This is a genomic window from Paenibacillus sp. EKM212P (assembly GCF_011066115.1).
GTDB classification, from domain to species: domain Bacteria; phylum Bacillota; class Bacilli; order Paenibacillales; family Paenibacillaceae; genus Paenibacillus; species Paenibacillus polymyxa_B.
The window spans coordinates 178674-197651 of sequence record NZ_JAAMNR010000009.1; the positions used below are offsets into that span (position 1 = coordinate 178674).

The 18978-nt window shown below is 47.9% G+C and carries 12 protein-coding genes; 6 read left to right on the forward strand and 6 right to left on the reverse strand.

Annotation, left to right across the window (positions count from 1 at the left end; genetic code table 11):
• Nucleotides 1–297 precede the first annotated feature (297 nt).
• The 4 genes from arfA to G9G54_RS22115 all read left to right on the forward strand — a co-directional run bounded on the left by arfA (nt 298) and on the right by G9G54_RS22115 (nt 6049).
• Complete coding sequence (arfA, locus tag G9G54_RS22100) at nt 298–1812, forward strand: arabinosylfuranosidase ArfA (RefSeq protein ID WP_165179623.1); 1515 nt, start codon at nt 298–300, stop codon at nt 1810–1812.
• Nucleotides 1813–2232: 420 nt separating this feature from the next.
• Nucleotides 2233–4128 carry an HSP90 family protein gene (locus G9G54_RS22105; protein ID WP_165179624.1) on the forward strand — a complete coding sequence of 632 codons (1896 nt, stop codon included), beginning with the start codon at nt 2233–2235 and terminating at the stop codon, nt 4126–4128.
• A gap of 24 nt (nt 4129–4152) precedes the next feature.
• Nucleotides 4153–5214 (forward strand): hypothetical protein, encoded by a 1062-nt coding sequence (locus G9G54_RS22110; protein WP_165179625.1) that lies wholly within the window; start codon nt 4153–4155, stop codon nt 5212–5214.
• Between the two features lie 88 nt (nt 5215–5302).
• Nucleotides 5303–6049 carry a glycerophosphodiester phosphodiesterase gene (locus G9G54_RS22115; protein WP_165179626.1) on the forward strand — a complete coding sequence of 249 codons (747 nt, stop codon included), beginning with the start codon at nt 5303–5305 and terminating at the stop codon, nt 6047–6049.
• A 166-nt stretch (nt 6050–6215) separates the two neighbouring features.
• Here the strand turns inward: G9G54_RS22115 and G9G54_RS22120 are convergent, their stop codons facing one another.
• From G9G54_RS22120 to G9G54_RS22140, 5 genes are all read right to left on the reverse strand, one after another.
• Nucleotides 6216–7043: a class I SAM-dependent methyltransferase gene (locus G9G54_RS22120; RefSeq protein ID WP_165179627.1), complete on the reverse strand. Its 828-nt coding sequence runs from the start codon at nt 7041–7043 to the stop codon at nt 6216–6218.
• 144 nt (nt 7044–7187) lie between these two features.
• Nucleotides 7188–8069 (reverse strand): UTP--glucose-1-phosphate uridylyltransferase GalU, encoded by an 882-nt coding sequence (gene galU / locus G9G54_RS22125; RefSeq protein ID WP_165179628.1) that lies wholly within the window; start codon nt 8067–8069, stop codon nt 7188–7190.
• A complete protein-coding gene (locus G9G54_RS22130) occupies nt 8066–8488 on the reverse strand; it encodes a GtrA family protein (protein ID WP_069290882.1) in 423 nt (140 codons plus the stop codon). Before G9G54_RS22130 ends, galU begins: the two co-directional genes overlap by 4 nt.
• Before the next feature lie 3 nt (nt 8489–8491).
• The gene (locus G9G54_RS22135) at nt 8492–9583 is read right to left on the reverse strand and encodes a glycosyltransferase family 2 protein (protein ID WP_165179629.1); all 1092 of its coding nucleotides are present in this window, start codon (nt 9581–9583) and stop codon (nt 8492–8494) included.
• A gap of 17 nt (nt 9584–9600) precedes the next feature.
• On the reverse strand, nt 9601–11952 hold the full coding sequence (locus tag G9G54_RS22140; RefSeq protein WP_165179630.1) for a glycosyltransferase family 39 protein: 2352 nt from the start codon (nt 11950–11952) through the stop codon (nt 9601–9603).
• Between the two features lie 289 nt (nt 11953–12241).
• Here G9G54_RS22140 and G9G54_RS22145 point away from each other — a divergent pair, with 289 nt between their 5' ends.
• Together G9G54_RS22145 and G9G54_RS22150 are read left to right on the forward strand one after the other, a co-directional pair.
• Entirely contained in the window at nt 12242–12928 is a 687-nt protein-coding gene (locus G9G54_RS22145) for a response regulator transcription factor (RefSeq protein WP_061830691.1), read from the forward strand.
• Nucleotides 12925–14415 carry a sensor histidine kinase gene (locus tag G9G54_RS22150; RefSeq protein ID WP_165179631.1) on the forward strand — a complete coding sequence of 497 codons (1491 nt, stop codon included), beginning with the start codon at nt 12925–12927 and terminating at the stop codon, nt 14413–14415. Before G9G54_RS22145 ends, G9G54_RS22150 begins: the two co-directional genes overlap by 4 nt.
• 83 nt (nt 14416–14498) lie before the next feature.
• Here the strand turns inward: G9G54_RS22150 and G9G54_RS22155 are convergent, their stop codons facing one another.
• Nucleotides 14499–18791: a S8 family serine peptidase gene (locus tag G9G54_RS22155; protein WP_165179632.1), complete on the reverse strand. Its 4293-nt coding sequence runs from the start codon at nt 18789–18791 to the stop codon at nt 14499–14501.
• Between the last annotated feature and the right edge of the window lie 187 nt (nt 18792–18978).

The window sequence follows — 18978 nt, forward strand, 5'->3', positions numbered from 1 at the left end:
TTCACTATTTAAAACAGACTGATGGCAGTAGGCACTATTTTGAACGCACCTGTAATCCGTTAATACTATTTAGCAAAGGGTTATTCACTCAATAAGTTTGTTTATAAAACGAAACACTTAGAAATACGTAACCAATTGCTTATCGTATATCATTAATGTTAATGAATATATTAAGTATTTAATAATAATGTTGACTATGATAAATATGGTGTGTTATATTAAAACTGTAAATAAAACGGCTTCTTAGTCTTGGTGGTACAACGGATTTTATTTTCGCATTCAGAGAGGATGGTTTAGGTGGCAGCAGCTGTAAAAGCAAAGATGATTGTAGACAAATCTTTTCGTATTGCTGAAGTCGATAAACGCATTTATGGCTCTTTTGTAGAGCATCTCGGGCGTGCCGTATATGGCGGTATTTACGAGCCTACTCATTTAACTAGTGATGAAAGCGGTTTCCGAAATGATGTTAAAGAGTTGGTAAAACAGCTTGATGTTCCTATTATACGCTATCCGGGAGGCAACTTTGTATCCGGTTACAATTGGGAGGACGGTGTTGGCCCTGTCGCGTCCAGACCTAGACAGTTGGAGCTAGCGTGGAGAACGGTCGAGCCGAATGAAGTGGGTACGAATGAATTTTTCAAGTGGGCCAAGGATGTAGGTTCCGAAGTCATGATGGCAGTTAATCTGGGTACGCGCGGAATTGATGCTGCGCGTAATCTGGTGGAATATTGCAACCACACAGGCGGCTCCTACTGGAGTGATCTACGTCGTAGTCACGGTGTAGAGCAACCACATAAGATTAAAACCTGGTGTCTTGGTAACGAGATGGATGGCCCATGGCAGATTGGTCACAAGACAGCAGAAGAATATGGCCGCTTGGCTGTTGAATCTGCAAAAGCCATGAAGCTGATTGATCCTGACATTGAGCTTGTATCCTGTGGCAGCTCCAGCTCCACAATGCCGACGTTCCCGGAATGGGAAGCAACCACCCTGGATCATACCTATGAGGTAGCGGACTATATTTCCTTGCACCAATACTACGGCAATCATGACAATGATACGGCTAATTACCTGGCACGTTCTATGGATATGGATCATTTTATTCATACGGTCATTTCGACTTGTGACTATATCAAAGCAAAGAAACGCAGCAAGAAGAAAATGATGCTCAGCTTTGACGAATGGAACGTATGGTACCACTCCAATGATGCGGACAAAAAAATTGATCCGTGGTCTGTGGCACCGCCGCAGCTTGAGGATATCTATAACTTTGAGGATGCATTGTTGGTAGGCAGCATGTTGATTACGTTCCTGCGCCACGCGGATCGTGTGAAAATGGCTTGCCTCGCCCAACTGGTCAACGTTATTGCGCCGATCATGACCGAGAATAACGGAAAGGCGTGGAAGCAAACAATTTTCTATCCATATTTGCATGCCTCCCGTTATGGTCGTGGGATATCGCTGATGCCTGTCGTGGATTCGGAAAAATACGATTCCAAGGACTTCACAGACATTCCTTATCTGGACAGCGCTGTAGTTTATGATGAAGAGGGAGACGCACTGACTGTCTTTGCAGTGAACCGTCATTTGTCTGAATCGCTGGAGCTGACAGTAGATGTACGCAGTTTTGAAGGCTACCGCATTGTCGAGCATACTGTATTGGAGCATGATGATCTTAAAGCGACCAACAGTCCAGCTGGTGAAAAAGTTACGCCTCACAACGGCGGCAACGCCAAGCTTGAAGACGGAATTGTAAAAGCTCATTTGGGCAAAGCATCGTGGAACGTTATCCGTCTCGCTAAGTCTCATTAATTCTCTTCTGTAAAAGGTACAGCTTCGACTGTATCTAAATAAGCTCGCATTCTCTCTTGTAAGAGTATTACAAGAGCGGCAATGCGAGCTTTTTGCGTAAAATGAGCCATTTGTCCCTCCATAGATATAGGTTTCTAAGAGAAAGGTGGATTTTAAATAAATATTATGTTTATTACTAAATTTAACTAGACAAAGATGATCCTTATTCACTAAGTGCTCGTACTCCGTACATTTTTATGAAGTTAATTAGACCCAGTGCCAGACTTTCCAGGTGAGAAAAGACCCTATTATATCGTTGTCAACGTATTGATATCTGAAATGAAGGGTGTGCAATCCGACTTAAATCCACGTTATACTTTAAAAGACAGTCTATTTAAATCTAAATGGTGGTTGTAGTATTTCGAGAAAGGAATGATCTGTATGAGTCAAACAGACGAATATCGTTTTCAAGTGAACTTGGGCGGTATGATTGATATTTTGGCCAATCATTTATATAGCAGTCCACGAGTGTTTATACGTGAGGTCCTACAAAATGCAACAGATGCGATCACGGCTCGCAAGGAGCTGCGGAAGGTTGCTGCTGAAAGTAATGTATTACAAGAAGACAAGACCCTTGAAGATACAGCTTCTGAGAGTAACGACTATGAAGGTAAAGTCATCGTGGAGTTATCTGGTTCTGGAGAGCATCAGGTATTGATGATTCAGGATAACGGCATTGGATTGTCAGAAGAAGACATTCACCGTTTTTTGTCGATTATCGGTCAGTCTTCCAAGAAGGGAGCCGATTTGCTGGCTTCTGAGACTTCGTTTATCGGACGCTTTGGGATTGGGTTACTATCCTGCTTTATGGTGAGCGATGAAATTGTAGTGCTGACCCGCTCGGTGAAGGAAGGCATCTCCATGGAATGGAGAGGGAAGCCGGATGGGACGTATACGATTCGTCGATTGGAAACCGAGCTGCCTGTAGGGACGCAAATTTATTTGCGCTGCAAGCCGGGAAGTGAGTTTTATTATGAGCCAGCGCATGTAGAGGAGTCTTTAATCTATTATGGTGCGTTGCTGCCGTATCCGGTCATGCTGTCTGTAGACGGGGAGACCAAGCGCGTCAATCTTCCATCGACGAGCTGGATGCAGGATCCCGAACAATTGCGGAGTCGCCGTAGTGAGGTGCTGGATTTAGGCTATCGCCTGATGGGCGAGCGCTTCAGTGATTTTATACCGTTGCGGACGGCATCAGGCAGAACAGGCGGGATTGCATTCATTTTGCCTCGCAGTGTTAATCTGAACAGCAAGCGGCTGCATCGGGTGTATCTGAAGCATATGCTGGTGTCGGACAAGGCGGAAAATGTTTTGCCGGAATGGGCATTCTTCATTAAAAGCCTAATTTGGACAGATGAATTGCAACCAACGGCATCACGTGAGTATTTTTATGAAAATGAGCAGCTTGACGATGTTCGTTCTGAACTGGGTACCTGTATTCGGGAAGAACTGCTACGCATGGCGCAGTATGAGCCAGACCGCTTGCAGCACTGGATTCGTTTGCATGAGCTGTCCATGAAGGCGCTCGCCGTGGAGGATGATGAATTTTTGCGGATAATGTACCGTTGGTTTTCCTTCGAAAGTACATTTGGGCGGCGTGAGCTGAAAGAACTGATCCAAGAGGCGGACGGACGTCCACTGCATTACACATCGACAGTAGATGAGTATCGTCAGATTACGCATGTGGCGGCGGCGCAATCCATGTTGGTGATCAATGGCGGCTATATTTATGATTCAGACATTTTGGAAAAGCTGCATTGGATTGACTCTAACCTACAAACAGAGCGTCTTAGCCCTGAGGAAGTATCTCTTTCATTTACCGGGCTAACACAGAAAGAGCGCGAGAATTATTACGGTGTGCTACGTGTCATGGATGCTGCTTTGCAGCCGATGCGTTGCCGCGCTGAGTTGAAGCGTTTTGAGCCTGCGAGTTTGCCAGTGTTGTATACCATTTCTCAGGATGCATTGACCTTGCGCTCCATGGAAAACACGGTTGAGGAGACAACCTCACTTTTTTCCAATGTGCTTGATAGTCTGAAAGCAGGAGTCCAGCAGAAATCGGGTTATTCCACCTTATACTTTAATCTGAACAACCCGGTGGTGGCGCGGATTCTTGAAGCTACCGATACGCAGATGGTCACGGCTGCTACAGAAATGATGTATGTGAATGCGCTTATGATGGGGCACTACCCGATGAACCGCAGTGAGTTGGGACTGATGAATCGGAGTGTACTACATTTTATCAATTGGGGATTAGGGAACGGACAAAATTCGTAATTACGTAATTATAGGGGGAGCCAAATGGAAGATACGATATATGATTTGATGGAGCAGGCGCAGGATCTGCCAGGAGGGGCGGCAAAGCTGGCGCTTCTGGAAGAAGCTGTCCGCTTGGCAGACACATCCGGGTTGAAGGAACTTGCTTATGAAATCCGGGGAGAGATTGTGGACTGCGCTATTTTTAACGGATATCCATTGAAGTCGCTGATTGCTTTTTCGTGGCAGTTGGGCCAATTTGATCAAAATCCAGAGGAATACGACGCAGATGAGCTGTTGTGGAATTATAAATGGATACTCGGGAAGGTGTGCAGCTTTTCCAATATATCAAAGACTCAAATAGAAGATCTGGCGGAGGATATGCGCAGACGTTATGCCGAATATGGGTATAATGAGCGTCCATATTACTATTATAAGTTCCGCATCGCGATGGACATGGGTGAACTGGATGAAGCACGGCGATATCTGGATACCTTCCGCTTGGTCGAGCGGGACAGTATGAGTGATTGTGAGGCCTGCGAGCAGAGCCAGATGGTGCGGTTCTATTATTTGACCGGAGAAGACGAGCAGGCGCTTGCCGTGGCAAAACCGATTTTGTCGGGTCGCATGAAATGTGCAGAAGTACCGCATGTGACGCTCTCGCAGGTGCTGTTGCCGCTTTATCGTCAAGGCGAGGTTGATCAGGCAAAGGACAATCATCGCAAAGGCTACCGCCTAATTCGGGATGATCGCGACTTCCTGAAAACGATAGCGGAGCATATCGAATATTTGGCGATTGCCGATCCAATTCAAGGAATCGAAGTGGTAGAGCGTCATCTACATATGGCACTGGACTATGAGAGCGGGCTGGAGCAGATGTATTTTTACGCGACGATGGTGAGTCTACTGCAAAAGTTGGATACTTCGGGAGAAAAACGGTTGATCCGGTTGCCGGCTTCCTTGGAATGGGGTAAAGAGGATCGCACTTTGACAGAAATCATTGCGTACTTTAGGCCACTGGCAGAGTCAGCGGCGGTTGATTTTGATCGACGGAACGGGAATACGTTTTATTCCGATTGGATCGGGAAAATTGTTCAAACGGCATAGAAGAAGTGGTAGCTGTGACGAATACTTTATACAGCCCAAACAATGAGCAGGTATAATGTTCCTGTGAAATGACAGGAGGGGTTATGTTGTGACTGTAACCGAAAAGGTGATTAATTTCGCACATCGCGGAGCTTCAGGTGTATGTCCCGAGAATACGATGGCGGCATTCCGCCACGCCTTGGAACTGGGAGCAACAGGTATAGAGACGGATGTGCAGCGTACCCAAGATGGGCATCTGGTGCTGATTCACGATGAGTCGCTGAAGCGTACGACAGGTTGCTCACTGGATGTAAAGGATATTACGCTAGAAGAATTAAATAAACTGGATGCGGGCAGCTGGTTTGATGAGAAATTCCGAGGTGAGCGGGTCCCGATGCTGGATGAGCTACTGGAACTAGCCCAGTCCTCGAATACAATTATTAATTTAGAGTTGAAAAATAGCATTTATCTCTATCCGGGAATGGAGGAAGAGGTCATTGCTGCCGTGAAGCGTTTTGGGTTGGAACAGCGGGTAATCATATCCAGCTTCAATCACGAATCGCTGGCGCTCTGTGCGCAGCTTGCTCCTGAAATCAAGACGGGGGCGCTGTATATCGAAATTATGGTTCGTCCATCGGAGTATGCCACCCAATTCGGGGTTACAGCACTTCATGCCTACAAACAAGTTGTTACACCAGAGGCTGTATCAGAGGCTTTGGCATTAGGCGTCGTCTACCACCCATGGACGGTGAATGAGCCAGAAGAAATGAAGCGTCTGCTGGAGGCCGGGGTGAACGGCATCATCACGGACTATCCTGATCGGTTGGCGCACTTATTGGCTGTTCGCTCTTCCTAAGTCGAAGACACATCGGAACTGTGACTAAGGTTTGCAAGGATATGACTGTAGCTATTTAATGAAGCAAAAAAGACTCTCCTGTACGCACTCGTTTTTGCGAGGCGAGGGAGAGTCTTTTTTGCCTTAAGCCGAAGAGCGTATCATCCACGATGGCCTTGATTCCTTTCTACTTGATGCCGAGCCGCATACGATAGCTGAACAGGATGTCTAGTGTTCTGCCCTGAAAATGATTCTCTACCAGCTTCACGAAGCGGGCTATATCGACGTCAAGCGCTCGATTGCCAAGTTTGAAGAGACTTTGAATACCCCCTTGGCTTAGAGCGAGCCCTGTATAACGAGCTGCGTCACACTGCTCACGGTTATGGAAGACAATCTCCCGGGTATATCGGAATTGTCCGCTGCGGTGCAGATTAGCTAAATGCTGATCCTTGCTCCATTTATGAGCTTGTTGCTCTACTGGGGCTTCCTGTTCCAAAAGGGTATCTGCCTTGGTGATAAGCTCTGTATAAGCTTGCTCTATCTGCCATTGCAGTACCGGAGGCCAGTCACAGTCAAAGGCCGCGAACACGCCGCCCTGAGCCAAGACCCTGCCCGCTTCCTGAAGTGTGCTCTCGGGGTCCATCCAGTGAAAGGATTGAGAGCAGGTGATGACGTCTACAGTTCCGTCCTCAAAGGGCAGGTTGTTGGAGAACCCGCTTTTGAAGGAAATGGTTCCTGCCCTTGTCGTTCCTGCTGTCTCCAGCTTGTGCAGGGCTTTTCCTCTCATGTCCGGGTTAGGCTCGATACCGACGATTTGCTGAGCGGCGTTTTCCCATATGAAAGTTGAAAGTCCTGTACCGCAGCCAATATCGGCAACTAGCTCTACGTTTCGCTCCAGATAGCGGCTGATGATTTCCACGACGAGTGACGGTGCTTCCGGGCGGTGCTGATCGTAGTTGTCGGCAAAACCGTTGAAACGATCCACATTACTTTGCAGATTTCCCTCAGGGATCATAGGTCCTTTTCCTCCTAAGTTTCGACTGAGCGGCCGTGTAGATTCAAATGCTGCTGTACTCCTATATTGTACAAGTTTACATGTTCATCCATCTACTCTCGTGATTTCACAGCACCCGTCGGATTTCGGAGGGAGGAAATTCCCCTATTTTATCATTGAAGCAAGTGCCCACTCGCGCATCATGGAGTCAAGCATCGGACGCAAATCTTCGCGTTGCATACCCATGTGGAGCACGGCTTCCAGATATCCAGCTTTATCTCCAATATCATAACGTGTGCCTTCCAGCTCTAATGCGAGCAGTTGGTTCTGCAATGCTACTTGATGAAGGGCATCTGTCAATTGGTATTCACCGCCCGCTCCAGTGGACAGGTTTTCCAATATAGAGAAAATGGAAGGCTCCAACACATACCGACCAATGACTGCCTGCCGCGAGGGGGCCTCTGACGGAGAAGGTTTTTCAACAAGCCCACCGACTTCGTGAATGAGACCGTTCTGGTGAGTGGAGTCAATAATGCCGTATTTACTTACATCCTGTTCTTCCACTGTGCGCACGCCGACCACTTGCTTTCCAGTCGCTTCGTAAACATCCATCATTTGACGAATCGCCGGGGTGGAGGAATTCATAATATCATCGCCCAGCAACACGGCGAAGGGCTCATCGCCAATGAACTGACGAGCGCAGCTGACCGCATGTCCCAGGCCGAGGGGTTCTTTTTGACGGATATAGTGAATGACTGCTTTGCCCCCGATGCTTTGAACTTCACGTAGGAGATCATATTTACCTTTGCTCTCCAGTACCTGCTCCAACTCCACAGACTTGTCAAAATGATCCTCGATGGCTTTTTTATTACGCCCCGTTACGATAATGATGCTCTCAATTCCGGACTTGATGGCTTCTTCTACGATATATTGAATAGCCGGCTTGTCAACGATGGGAAGCATCTCTTTCGGTAAAGCTTTCGTAGCTGGTAGAAAACGGGTTCCTAATCCGGCGGCTGGAATAACAGCTTTTGTAATTTTTCTCATAGAAACTCACTTTCCTTTCGGGATGGGGAACCGAATACCCAGTATCGGCTCCCGATATAATTGATGATCATTCCGGCTGCGGTCGCGATCAGCTTGCCTAAAGCAAGTGGCAACTCGGTTCCAGTGTGAAGCACTTGCAGTAATAAGGAGGTTATCCCCAAAACGATGAGGTTGATAACGATAAATTTAGGTAATTGACGCTTATTAGTGTTGTTTGATAGTTGTTTGTTGAATGTCCATTTGCTGTTCAAAATATAACTGTTGGCTGTGCCGCAGCTGTACGAAATGATCTGCGCTACAATGACCGGCACTCCGACCCAAGCCAGCAGCATAAAAATGATATAATCTACACCTGTATTTACCAGACCTACGATGCCAAATCGGATCATAGGAAGCAGCTGGGCCATGCGACTTTTCATGGGTTAGGCTCCATGACCGGATTTAGGTCCGGTATATACCGCACTGTTGCCGCGCACTGTGCGTCCTGCCGAAATCAGGCTATCACGTGCTCCTTGCATGTACAGGGATTCACGGGGTTCAGGGACTTTCATAGCATGTGTCGGACCGTTTTCGTATTGGCCACCCAGATGCTCACGGACAATGTAAAGCGGACGTGCTTTGGTTTCGTCATAAATCCGTCCAACATATTCACCCATAATACCGAGAATGATCAGGATCACCCCGTCGAAGATCAGGCTGATGCTAATCATAGACGACCAGCCCTTCATTACATAGGAGTCGGTGAAAAAGTTGAGAAACAGTACGTACATCAGATACAGGAAGCCGGACATGGATAGAAGTGCACCGATATACCCTGCCAGTTTAAGGGGTTTAATCGAGAAGGATGTGATCCCGTCCAGACTGAGCTTGATCATTCGTTTCAACGGATACTTGGTTTCGCCTGCGAGTCGCTCGTCACGCTCATATTCTACGGCAGTTTGTTTGAACCCGATCCAGCTGACCAGTCCACGAACGAATCGGTTATTTTCCGGCAGCCGTTTCAATTCTTCTATGACCTTGCGATCCATTAGGCGGAAGTCCCCGGTGTCGACTGGGATATTAATATCCGTTGATGCTTTGAGTACACGATAGAAGAGGCTGGCAGACCATTTCTTGAAGCGAGTTTCGCCATTGCGTTTGAGCCGTTTGGCGTAGACCACTTCATAGCCTTCCTTCCACTTGTTAGCCATCTCAACAATCAGTTCCGGCGGGTCCTGGAGGTCGGCGTCAATGACGACGACCGCCTCTCCCACCGCATAATCCATCCCGGCGGTAATCGCTAGCTGATGACCAAAATTGCGAGAGAAATCAATCAAAACAATGGTGTCATCTCTAAGACTGAATTCCTTGATCAATTGTACGCTGCGGTCCGAACTTCCATCATTTACGAAGATCAACTCGTAGGGCTCACCCATTGAGCCCATGACTTGTTTCAGCCTCCGGTAGGTTTCCGTAATAACGGCTTCCTCGTTGTACATCGGAATAACTATGGAATAACGGATGGGTTCACTCATTCGTAGTTCCTCCTCATTTATAATGTGATTTCGTATAAAGTACCGCTTCCGCCACGTTCGTCTCCGCCAGGGCCACCTTGACCATCCTGGGCGTTTGCATTGCTGTTTGTGGTGTCGCTTCCGCTTTCGGTTGCTTTAACGTCTGTACTTGTTTCGCCTGTTGTTGTTTTCCATTCATCTGTAGGGATCACTTTGCCGTGTTCTTTGATCCATGCAGTGACTTCAGAGTTACCGCCGTCCGGTCCGCCGCCTCCACCAGAAATCATGAAGTACTTCACTTGGCCGCTTTCGACCAGTGCCTTAATTTTATCGACGGTATAGACTGGATCGGAAGATACAAAACCATTCATAATAATTACTTTTTGTCCGGCCTCGACCAGGTAAGGAGCAGCCGTTGAATAATTACTTGCTGCGAAAAGGTAGGTTTCACCTGTGTTATTTTTTTGCAAATAGCTCAACGTTTTTTGATCTAAACTTTGGCTACCGTTGGGTCCCCCCATTCCTCTGGAACGGGTAGAAGATTTTTGTTCCGTGTCTGTACTTGTTTGTGTGCTTGAAGTATTTCCATCAGGACTGGAATTCTCTACATTATTGGTCTGGTTATTCGTTTGAGTTCCTTCGGCTTGTTGTCCATTAGCGCTCTGGCCTCTAGTGCGATCATTGCCACCCGGCATTCCGCCACCACCGCCGCCAAATTGAGTCGGTCCGGCTTGTGGAATCATGCTGTTCCCCCCGTAGACGATCGGTGTCAATGCCCAGTACACAGGGCCGATAAACATAGCGAGTACACTTGCAATAATGGCGAATCTTGTGAACTTCTCAGATTTCATTCGTGCTACTACCAGTAGCGCCGTGCCGATGATCCCTAGGATCAATACCGCGATGGACCAGCCGCTACCAATGGTATCGTTGTAATTTTGCAAAACAAACCAGCTAAATACCGAGGTTGCCAATACTGCTGCGGGTAACAGCCACGAGAGCCAGTTGGAACGCTCACAGTACTGCTTCCACAATTCTACGAATCCTGCTCCAAAGAGCGCTGCAATTGGTGGCGCGAGCATAATCAGGTAATAATGATGAAAGAATCCTGCTACGCTGAAAAATGCAGCTACGGGAATCAACCAGGCCAGCCAGAAGATGACCTCTTTGTGCTTTTGTGTGATATTACGACGTCGAATGCTTGCAAGCAGACCGATGGAAGCAATCAATGCGAATGGAAGCAGCCAGCTGGCTTGACCTGACAAGGAAGATTGGAACAACCGCAAAGGTCCTTTTTCGCCAGTGCCGAACATGCCACCACCGGAATTTCCTCCCGGTCCACCGCCTGGTCCACCCTGGCCACCTTGCCCATCTCCAGGACCACTTTGTCCGTTGCCGCCAAATCCACCCGGTGGTATTTGACCACCTGCACCGAATCCGCCTGCTGCCATGTTGTTGGCACCAGAGTCACCCGTAGTGGCAGTACTGTCCGATGATGTAGTCGTCTGAGCCTGATCCGTGCTCGTATTGCCGCTATTCGTTGTAATGTTATTGTTCCGATCCATGCGTTCTCCGCCACGATTGCCACCTGTACCCTGATCTCCTGTCAGACGGGACAGGCCGTTATAACCAAAGGCCAAATTCAGTACAGAATTGGTACCGCTACTTCCCATATAAGGGCGTTCATCTGCCGGAGTGGAGTCCACTACGACTGCCCAGGAGAGCGATACGATCAGGAGGACACCTGCTGATCCTACCAGTGTTACTGCTTTTCGCTTCCAGTTAAACTTGGAAGCCAGCAGATAGAACAAACCCAGTGCGGGAACGATCATATAGGCTTGCAACATTTTTTCGTTAAAGGCGATGCCTACGACTGCAAAAGCTGCAAGGATCAGCCCGGTTTTGCTATTTCTAATGCCTCTGAACAACAGCCATGTTGCGAGCAATAGTGTAAAAACCAACATAGCGTCGATGTTATTCGTGCGGCTGACCGCTACGGCTATCGGTGTCGTTGCCATGGCGAAGGCGGCCAATCGTGCGGCCATCGTACCGAAGCTCGGTTTGACGAGTAAGTAAACGAGCAATACCGATCCGACCTGAGCCAGCGCTTGCGGCAGGATAACGCTCCAACCGTGAAGACCGAATATATAGGCGCTCAGCGTCTGAATCCAGAACACCACAGGTGGTTTGTCTACCGTTACCGATCCGGCAGAATCAAGTGAGGCGAAAAAGAAGTTGTGAGAGCTTTGTAGCATGCTTGCTACGGCCGTCGTGTAGTAGGTGTTTACATATTTGTCTTGCCAGATGTTGTATCCATTCAAAAATGCGGATATCAGCATAATGATGATCAGGGGGATGTCCGCCCTGGTCTTAAACCATTTCTTAATCATGTTTATTCCACTCCCTGTGAAAATTCTTTGTATTTATTCCGTTGTTCTAGCCGCTATCTTCAGGACTGCGGAATGACCAGTCGCTTCTGATCTTGGCCCGGTGAACTACCGGCTTGCTATTATCATGCCATACGTACCTTAATGGGTTCTGAGCGCTCCCTGAACGTTAGCTGAAAGCTGAGCAGAGGTGCTTTTTTTGCGACAGGATTCAGGTATATTAGATACAGGTAGAAAATGAACCGACTTTTTTATGAGAAAAATGCGGCAACATGAAAGGGAAGATTAAATAATGAATCCAATACACGGAGTTAAAATTATGCTGGCAGATGATGAGCCTCATATTTTGCAATTTTTAGAGCTTGGACTGATTAATGAAGGATATGAAGTTAGAACCGCCGAGAACGGGAGTGAAGCGCTCGATTTGGCAAGAGAGTTTCGTCCGCATGTAGCGGTGCTGGATGTGATGATGCCGGAAATGAACGGTTTTGAGGTGTGCCAAAGTCTCAAGGAGACGGAGGATAACATCGCTGTCATTATGCTGACCGCCAAGGATGATGTAGACGATCGGGTAAAGGGTTTGAAAATCGGCGCGGATGATTATGTTGTGAAGCCCTTCAGTTTTAATGAGTTGCTGGCTCGTATTGAAGCGCGCTTGCGCAATCAGTTCCCCGATCTGCTGGGCGAAGTGGTTCACGGACCCTTTCAAGTGGATGATCGACGGAAGGAAATTCGTTATCAGAGTCAGGTGCTGGAGCTGTCGCCTACCGAATATGAACTATTGAAGTTTCTGGTGCTAAACCACGGGATTGTGCTGAGTAAAAGTCGTATACTGGACCGGGTATGGGGGTACGATTTTGGGGGCGAGGATAATATTGTTGAAGTGTACATCCGCTCCTTACGGGAAAAACTCAAAGACAAGGAGCACCGGGTCATTCGTACGCTGCGCGGTGTGGGATACCGGGTGGATCTGCTATGAAGGCGGGAGGGAAAAGTCGGAGAACATATGCGCTCCGTTCTCTCCGGTCCCAGCTTTTAGCCAGAACGTTACTCATTTTGGCTTTGCTGCTCGTATTGATTGGTTTTCTACAATATTTTCTGATGAAAGATTTTCTGTATCGCAGTCGGGCAGAAGCTATGGATACGCAGCTGAATTCAATTCCTGCCGATTTATTGATTAAGGATTCACAGGAGCAGAGTGAGGTAACCGCTCCCCGAGAACAAACCAATCGGAGGAATAATCGACCGGGGCCGTTTTTGTTCTGGCCAGATATGTCGCTCGCTTCTATAGATATAGATGGCACCTTCCAGAGCTTGTCCAACGAAAACGGGCTTAAGCCGCCACGTCTCACCACTGAGCAATATCATGCGATGCAGCAGAGCAAACGTATACGTCACGGCTATCAATTAATCACGGATGCTCAGGGGAAAGAGCAACTGGTTGTATTCCGTCCGCTCGGTCCACCTGACCGTTCGTCCGGTTTACTTCAAATGGGCGTATCCACCAATTCTATGCAAGAGCAGTTGATTAACCAACTCCGCACCTTTATTTTATTGTCACTGATTGCGCTTGCGATTGGGTTGGCGCTTATGCTTCCTGTGCTGCGCCGCACGTTGGTCCCCCTCTCCAGGATGGTCGAGGCAGTCAAACGTATTGATGCGGGCAATCTGGCCGAGCGCTTTGACGCAGAGCAGGGGCAGTATGAGGTGGATCGTTTGGCAGTTTCATTTAACGGGATGCTGGAACGGTTGGAGCATTCGTTTGCTGCCGAACGGGAATTGCAGATGCAAATGAGACGATTTATTGCGGATGCTTCCCACGAACTGCGCACCCCGCTCACATCTATTCACGGTTTCTTGGAAGTGCTGCTTCGTGGAGCAGCATCTAATCCGAAGCAGCTTCAATCGGCACTAGAAAGTATGTACGGTGAATCCAAGCGGATGAATAAACTGGTCTCTGATTTACTATTGTTGGCTAAGCTGGACCGAACACCGGAGTTGAAACTGGAGGACATACCACTAGATGCGTTGCTGTTGGAAATGAAACCGCAGCTCCTTATGCTGGCAGGTACACGTAAGGTAGTTTTTGATATGACGGCAGGTATACGGGTGTTGGCAGAGGGGGATAAAATCAAGCAGGTAGTGCTCAACCTGTTTCACAATGCTGTTCAGCATACTGATATGGAAAGAGGTGTGATCCAGGTAAACCTGTCTGCAGGTAAGAAGTTGGTGGATATCCAAATTCGTGATAACGGACCAGGCATGAGTAAAGAACAGCTGGAGCGGATATTTGAACGTTTTTATCGTGGAGATGAATCGCGTACACGTAGCTCAGGCGGGGCGGGCCTTGGTCTGGCCATTACACAGTCTATCGTGGAAGCACACGGTGGGAACATTACGGCCGAAAGCACACCGGGAACGGGAAGTGTATTCAAAGTAACGCTACCTTTAGCGGGAACAGTATAGTTTTTAAGATTATGGCGTAACATAAAAATAGCCCCCCGAACCGCAGCTTTGGTTATAACACGGCTCGGGAGGCTTTTCTATTGTTAGTTAATCAGCGAAGCTTTTTGTAAAAGCACGTGAAGAACCTTGGCGGATGCCTCACGGGTTGTAGGTGCATTCGGCTGGAAGTAGGAGGAGCCTTTAATCGCTTCTCCGTTGATAATACCTGCTGCACTTACTTTTTCAATACTGTCCTTGGCATAGCCTGCAAAGGATGAAGCATCATGGTACGGTGTGCGTGCAGGGCCATCGGCTGTAGCTTTGATTTGAAGCAGGTCTACAGCTTTACCCAGCACGACAGCAATTTCTTGACGACTGATATTAGCGTTCGGATCAAACTTGTCGCTGCTGCGACCCGTAATCAAACCAGCTTCATAAGCGGCTGCTACATCGCCGGAGTACCAGCTACCTGCCGGGATATCACTGAATGGTGCAGCGGTACCTGGTGTCAGGCCGAGTGCTCGGGTTACCAGGGCTGCAAATTCTGCACGCGTCACGTTCTTCTTCGGTGAGAAAGTCGTGTCAGTCGTGCCGTTAATCAGCAACTTGTTCGCCAGTGATTGAATTTCCGATTGGGCATACGACGATGAAATATCTTCAAAGCTAACGGGACGTGTCGCCGCTGCATACGTCGAGAAGCCCGGACGGCTTACCTTGACGACGGTAGATCCATCAGCCTGCTTAGTGAAGACGGATGGAACGGGATAGACATTTTCATTTGCCGTATAGAGTACACCGGCTGTATTGGAATCAACTTGACCAGGTACGGTAAAGGATCTGCTAATAAACTGTCCTGGAGCAACTTTGAGCGATTGACTCTTGCCACCAGTGACAACATTAGCTTCAAACCCTACCGGGGTGCCGATCACATTGGAGCCTTTCAGCTTACTTGTAAAAGTGCTGCTCGCCTCTGTCTGGCTGCTGATTACCACTTCAATGCCTGCACCAGCAGGAACATTTTTCAGAGCGGATACTGGCAAAGCCATAGAAGAGCCTGTATTGCTTACAATCAAGCTGCTTCCTGCTGAAGCCTTGCCCAACGTTACCAGTTGTGTGGAAGTGAGCGATGCCTTCGTCGTTTGGCCTGCTTGGCTAGTGGCCGACAGTACAATAGCTGTCGGGCTGGAACCTGCTGCTGTCACGGCAGCCTGCAAATCTGCATCGGTTATTGTCAGCGACTGTATATTATTGTTCAATGCAATGGCTGTAGTGATAGTTTTAACAGCCTGTCCTTGTTTCACAACGCTTTGAAGTGAAGGTGCAGATGTAGGGACGGGAGTGGATGTGTTCGTTGTAGCAGAAGGTGTAGTATTGCTTCTGCCGCCACCTCCACCACCTCCGCCTCCACCACTACCGCTGGATGCGGCGCTATTATCCACACGAATAGCTTTAGTGGCGGTGAACAGTTTAGGACCATCGGTATTGCGTTCGACTTCACCCTTTTCATTCAGTTCCGGAGAACTGACTTCCAGCTTGTACACGCCATCTTTCAAGTGTTGAATAACGGGCTGACCGTTAGCATCCAGCACAGGCTTGCCATTGTCATCTAATTCGACGTAACTTCCGTCAATACCCTTAAAGGAATATGCGCCTTGTTTGAGGCGAGCGTTAGGTCCTTGTTCTTTGGAAGTCGTTATTCCATCAATCAGACCGATCAATTTATCATCTACGCCGTATACATAAAGCGCGATCTGGTTGGTTTTATCTGTGGTCAGGCGAAAAGCCAAATCTGTTGAGCGCTGAGCACCTGTCCGACTTGGGTAAATAATCGGATTGGTCACACTCAGGTCCTGCAAGCCGAAGCCAGTTGTAGGATTTTCTTTGCCCACATGAACGACGAACGGCAGATGAAGGGTTGGTAGTCCGGCGCTTTTCAGAATAACTTCCCCTTCATATACACCTGTGGCTGCACCCGAATTTGGTTGTACAGACAGGAAGAACGGTTGAGATTTACCCGGTTCTGCCGAAATTGCTCCATTCGCGCCAACACCTTGCAACTGAACGGCAATGTTGCTCACGTCAGGTGTAGCAATCGGCTTAGTTGGATCAGAGGTTACATTATCATGTAAAACGGTGCTGGCCTCATATTGCACAGTGTTAGCCGACAAATTTTTGAGTTGAAGCTGAATCTGCTTCGCATCACTACCAGGTCGTAACACCCCGAAGCTGGCGGAAGGATTGTAATTCACAACCTCCTGCCGATTAAAGTTTTTGTCGAGAATCGTAATCTTTTCGACGGTTTCCAGCAGGGCTGGCGTCTGAATCGCATTAGCGATGTTTACAAGGCCTGCACCTTGGGAATACACATCATATTGGATTTTATCCTCATCAAAGAGTGTAACCGAAGTGTTTGCCAGAGCAGCGCGGATATCAAACGGTGTCCAGTTTGGATGCTGTTGCTTCAGCAGCACAGCAAGTCCAGCCACATGTGGAGACGCCATACTTGTACCGTTGCTACGTTTGTAAGCCTGCTCATACGATGCATCTGGATAGAACTTGGCGAAAGCAGGGTAGGTTGATAAAATGCCAACACCTGGTGCGCTCACGTCCGGTTTGATACTGAGCAGTTCATCTCCGTTCGGTCCGCGGGAGCTGAAATCGGCCATGGTATTACCTGCATTATCTGTGCGAATATAGTCTGCTCCAAAGGAAACTGAGAACTTTTCTCCAGCGTTGTCTACGATTTGTTTAGCCAGTGCACGGCCTTCCTTACCTTTCATGTCAAAGGTTGGAATAAAGTCAAAGCTGTCACCCAAATTGGAATTAACGTAGTCATCGCGACCTGAAATACTTTCCCCTAAATCAGCTTTGGTGATGTCGCCCGCTTTCGTATTCCCATTAAATACGATAACAGCCCTCGCACCGTTTTTTTTCGCATTTGCGATTTTATCCACGAATGCCAAGTTGCCGCGTGAAACGAGGACGATTTTTCCTGCTACGTCTTTCCCTTCAAAATCATCAGGTTGTCCCAGATTCGCATATACGAGATCATAAGGGGCAGTTCCCAAAATGGAGGCAAAGTCTTCTCTGCCTGTTTCCCAGCCCATCAAATTAAAATCATAATGTGCATAAGCATCATTAGTTACGGTCTTTTTCAATTCACCGTTAGCCTCCCAATAGGTGTCACGGGTGACCGAAGCTGTACCCGAGAAGCTTTTGCTCGGCGAAGTAGCTGCACCGACGGAAATCGCCAGCTGTGATGTTGCGGGAGAACCCATGGAATAAAAATAGGGGCCTTCCTGTGCCGCATTACCATTCGCTATGACCGCGACTACGCCGGAAAGTACAGCATTATTAATAGCAATGGAATCCGGGGAATTCGGGTCCTTTTCGGAATCCGAGCCCAGCGACAGGTTAATGACGTTCATACCATCTTTGACAGCGCGTTCAATGCCATCAATGACCTGTGCGGAGGAACCGGAGGAGCGTCCCGTCTTGGTATTGCGTCCAAGCACTTTATACACGTATAAGTCCGATTTATAGGCAATACCCTTTTGCACAATATCCGAGGATTTATTTGCGGCTTTACCGGCAATCGTGCCGGAGACGTGAGTACCATGTGTCGTTCCGCTAAAACCTGTGCCGTATGGGTCATTTTCTTTTTCAAGGAACGGTTCCTCGTAAGGGTCGTTGTCCTGTTCAAAAGAGTCATATCCGCCTTTATAGGCTTCTTTCAAATCCGGATGCTCATAATCGATACCGGTATCAATAACCCCGACCTTGATTCCCTCGCCATTCAATCCTTTGGCCCAGGCTTCAGGAACACCAATCTGGTCCAGCGGTGCGTTATCATAAGTGGCTTCACTGGCTGTAAGTGTTGGCGGATCCTGTACGGGGATGGAATAATACGTTTTGTTTTCATGAATGGATTTTACGCCTGGCAGTTTAGCCAGTTCTGGAATCTTATTGGCTGGCAGTGTGACCTCCAAGCCGTTAAGCACCGTGTTGTACTGGTAATTCACTTGGAGAGAAATACCATGCTCAGCGGCTTGGTCCACGAACGTAGTTTGCTCGGTGGCAATCGCGGATTCCGCTTTTTGCTCAGATTGAGCTGTGAAAGCTTGGATGCCTGTACGTGCCGCATATTTGTCCACGGCTAAGGGCTCACCATCAAGCTGTACGATAACTCTGACCTGGCGGGAAGAGTCTGTGCTTAGCTCTGGCGAAATGAAGGCCGGAGCCGCCTCAATAGTCAATGCTTGCTGAGCTTCCAAAAATGAGTTGAGTTGCAGATCTGCGGTAGCAGCAGAACTGACAGACGGCAGAGACAAGCTTACCGTCAAGGCAAGAGCGAGTGATACGACAGGTATTTTTTTCAAAATGATCGGCTTTTTCAAAGATTTCCCTCTTTTCAATCAAAATATGATATGTCTACATACTAGGATTTGAAGCCACTGCCGTTGTTCTCACGCCTCCCTTAATATCTAAAATAATAAAATTGACCACTGGTGACTAACTTGCCAGTTTTGAGGCATATCTTACCATATTGGTGGGATATATTACTATATGTTTTTTATATTTTTA

Bases quoted from the DNA above. Each gene is read 5' to 3' on its own strand.
- G9G54_RS22105 (WP_165179624.1), top strand. From the start codon at position 2,233: ATGAGTCAAACAGACGAATATCGTTTTCAAGTGAACTTGGGCGGTATG.
- galU (WP_165179628.1), bottom strand. From the start codon at position 8,069: ATGAGAAAAATTACAAAAGCTGTTATTCCAGCCGCCGGATTAGGAACC.
- G9G54_RS22140 (WP_165179630.1), bottom strand. From the start codon at position 11,952: ATGATTAAGAAATGGTTTAAGACCAGGGCGGACATCCCCCTGATCATC.
- G9G54_RS22145 (WP_061830691.1), top strand. From the start codon at position 12,242: ATGAATCCAATACACGGAGTTAAAATTATGCTGGCAGATGATGAGCCT.
- G9G54_RS22135 (WP_165179629.1), bottom strand. From the start codon at position 9,583: ATGAGTGAACCCATCCGTTATTCCATAGTTATTCCGATGTACAACGAG.
- G9G54_RS22130 (WP_069290882.1), bottom strand. From the start codon at position 8,488: ATGAAAAGTCGCATGGCCCAGCTGCTTCCTATGATCCGATTTGGCATC.
- G9G54_RS22150 (WP_165179631.1), top strand. From the start codon at position 12,925: ATGAAGGCGGGAGGGAAAAGTCGGAGAACATATGCGCTCCGTTCTCTC.
- G9G54_RS22120 (WP_165179627.1), bottom strand. From the start codon at position 7,043: ATGATCCCTGAGGGAAATCTGCAAAGTAATGTGGATCGTTTCAACGGT.
- G9G54_RS22110 (WP_165179625.1), top strand. From the start codon at position 4,153: ATGGAAGATACGATATATGATTTGATGGAGCAGGCGCAGGATCTGCCA.